The organism is Streptomyces sp. NPDC001027, assembly GCF_040299045.1.
GTDB lineage: Bacteria > Actinomycetota > Actinomycetes > Streptomycetales > Streptomycetaceae > Streptomyces.
Window position 1 is genome coordinate 1 of sequence record NZ_JBEPBI010000495.1, and the last position, 2392, is coordinate 2392.

Genomic DNA, 2392 nt, shown 5'->3' on the forward strand with positions numbered 1-2392 from the left:
CGGACTCGTGATCACTGAATCGACCCCCGACATCAAGTTCTACGTGGGACTGGTGGGGGAACGACTGAGCCGTGCGGCACGGTCGGCATGGGATACCGGTCGGCTCGAGGATCGCGCGGCAGGTCGGCTAAGTTGTCATGTCTGCGTCGTTTGAACATGCGCAGATCGTAGGGCCTTCTCGTGCGGTTTCTCGTCCCGGCCCGCAGTGGTCGGGGTCCTTGGCGGCTGGGGTGCCGCGAAGGTCCGTATTCGACGTGGGGTCTGCGGGCCCGGGCGAGTCCGGGCAGGCGGGTGATCGGCGGGGCGTGGGAGACCAGTCGGATCAGGACGGCTTGGACCAGCCGATGGCATGGGCGGCGTAGGGATAGGCGCGGCGTATCACGCGCATGTGGTTCTCCAGGAGCGTGTGCTTCTGCTTGTCGGTGATGTTCTTTTCGGCCCGGGACGAGAGGTCGAGCAGGGTCATCACCTGGGTCCCCACCTCCGCGCGCGACAGGGTGGGCGCGCCCTTGGCGCAGCCGGCCTCGTACGCGAGGAGTGCTGCCCTCGCCGCGCCCTCGCCGCGTCCGTTGGTATCGGCCGCCTCAAGGGTCGCACCTGGCAGGCACTCGGTGTAGACGAGCAGGCTGGTGATGCAGCGCTGGAGCAGGAGAGGGGCCGTCTCGGACCTCGCCCTTTCGGCCTGCTCGAACTCGCGGACCAGGACCTCCTGCGCGGACATGAGTGCGATCTGGCGCTCGGCCGGGAACGCGAATGCGGCGTCTTCGAGGGCGGGCCGGGTCGCCATCGTCTCGTCCTTCAATACGCCCAGGTCCCTGATGGCCTGGGCCACGCTCTTGCCCAGGATGCAGGCGCGGATCGCGTCGATGTGGGCGGTCCAGGCGGTCGTGTGCGCGCCCATGGACCCGTGGAAGTGCTTCTTGGGCCGCCCCTCCGAGAGCATGTCGTCGATGGCGCCGCCGCGCAGGATGATCTGCGCAGCCAGGCTCCCGAGCGCCGCGGGGTTCTCCTCAGTCTCCGCCTTGGCCTGCTTGGGCGCCCCCTCCACCTCCATGTCGTCCTTCTTCGACGCTGAACTGCTGCTGCTGCTGCTGCTGTTGGTGGTGGTGGTGCTGGTGGTGGTGCTGTTGGTGGTTCGCGCGGAGCTCTGGCTCGGATCGAACGGGGGCTTGGCGGGCTTGCGGTTTCTCGAAGGCCGTGTCGCGTTGAGGACGTCCTTGTGGGACGTGACGGTCGGTGCGGGGGGCACGGCGCCCTTGTTGGCCGTGACCACGGCGGCGAAGTGGTCCCGCCACGCCAGCGCTTTGTCCCAGGTGGTCTGATCGGCTTTGGTGAGCGCCCCATCGGAGCCCCGGGCCGCGCAGTCGAGGGCCCTCAGCTGCTCATCCACCGCCGAGATCCTCCCCAGGTAGTAGGCGATGTCCGCCTGCTGCCGCGCGGCCAGGAGCACCTGGACGGGCTGTGCCATGTCGGCAACGATCTCGCCCTCGTTCCTGCCGGGCCACGCTCCCGCGAACGTCCCGGGATAGCCGAGCTCGACGGACCGGACATGCTGTACGAGGACGGCGGCGAGTCGCTGGTCCGAGGTGAGGGCCGGGTCGATCCCGGGTGCCAGCCTTGCCAGCCGATGCGGGTCCGTCTCGACCGCGACCAGGACGGCGCCCTTCGCGTCCAGCAGTCCCAGTGCCGCCTCCTTGGCCAGCGCCGCTCCGGTGGCCGGGCACCCCTTGGCCACGTAGGCGGACAGGATCTCGTGCCACTTGGCTTCGCCGTGCCCCTTGCCGGCACTGGACTGCCCGACCACATTGGTCGCCAGCGTCGTCAGCGGGATCAGCTCGCGGAACTGAAGGAACGCGCTGACCAGTTCCTGGAGCTTGGGCAGCCGCTCTTCTTCGGTGACCCCTTTCCCACCGTCCGTCAGATCGCGCAGGAGGGTGCGCACTTCGGCGTCCGCCTCCGCCAGGCGGCTGCGCTGCCTGTCCGGCACTCCGCCGACCAGCTTGAAGCCGGGAAGCCTCGTGCACTCGGTGTACAGGTCGGCGAGGCTCCTCGCCGCGTCAGCGGCCGTGAAGCCGACCAACCTGCGCAGCACCGCGCTCTCCTGCACGATGAACGCGGTCGAGTGATCCCCCATCGTGCCGCTGTAGGGGGAGTCCGGCCGACCGCCCACCTCGACGGAAAGGATCCTTCCTCCCGCGTCGACGTCGCTGATCTGCGCGGCCAGGCGCTGGACGGTGACGTTCCGACCCGGGCAGGGTGCGCCCGATTTCGGGGCGTGGGACTTTGAGGCGTGGGATGGGTGATCGTGCAGAGCCGAACGCTGCACCATGGCAGGAACGGTGGGGGTGGAAGCGCCGGCCCGGCCCTGGTCCAGGTGACCTCACGAGGCGTC

At 69.1% G+C, this 2392-nt stretch carries 1 protein-coding gene; it reads right to left on the reverse strand.

Annotated features, from left to right (window positions below):
- Positions 1–322: 322 nt before the first annotated feature.
- Positions 323–2134, reverse strand: coding sequence for a hypothetical protein (locus tag ABT300_RS43180; RefSeq protein ID WP_351688408.1), 1812 nt, complete (start codon positions 2132–2134; stop codon positions 323–325).
- Between the last annotated feature and the right edge of the window lie 258 nt (positions 2135–2392).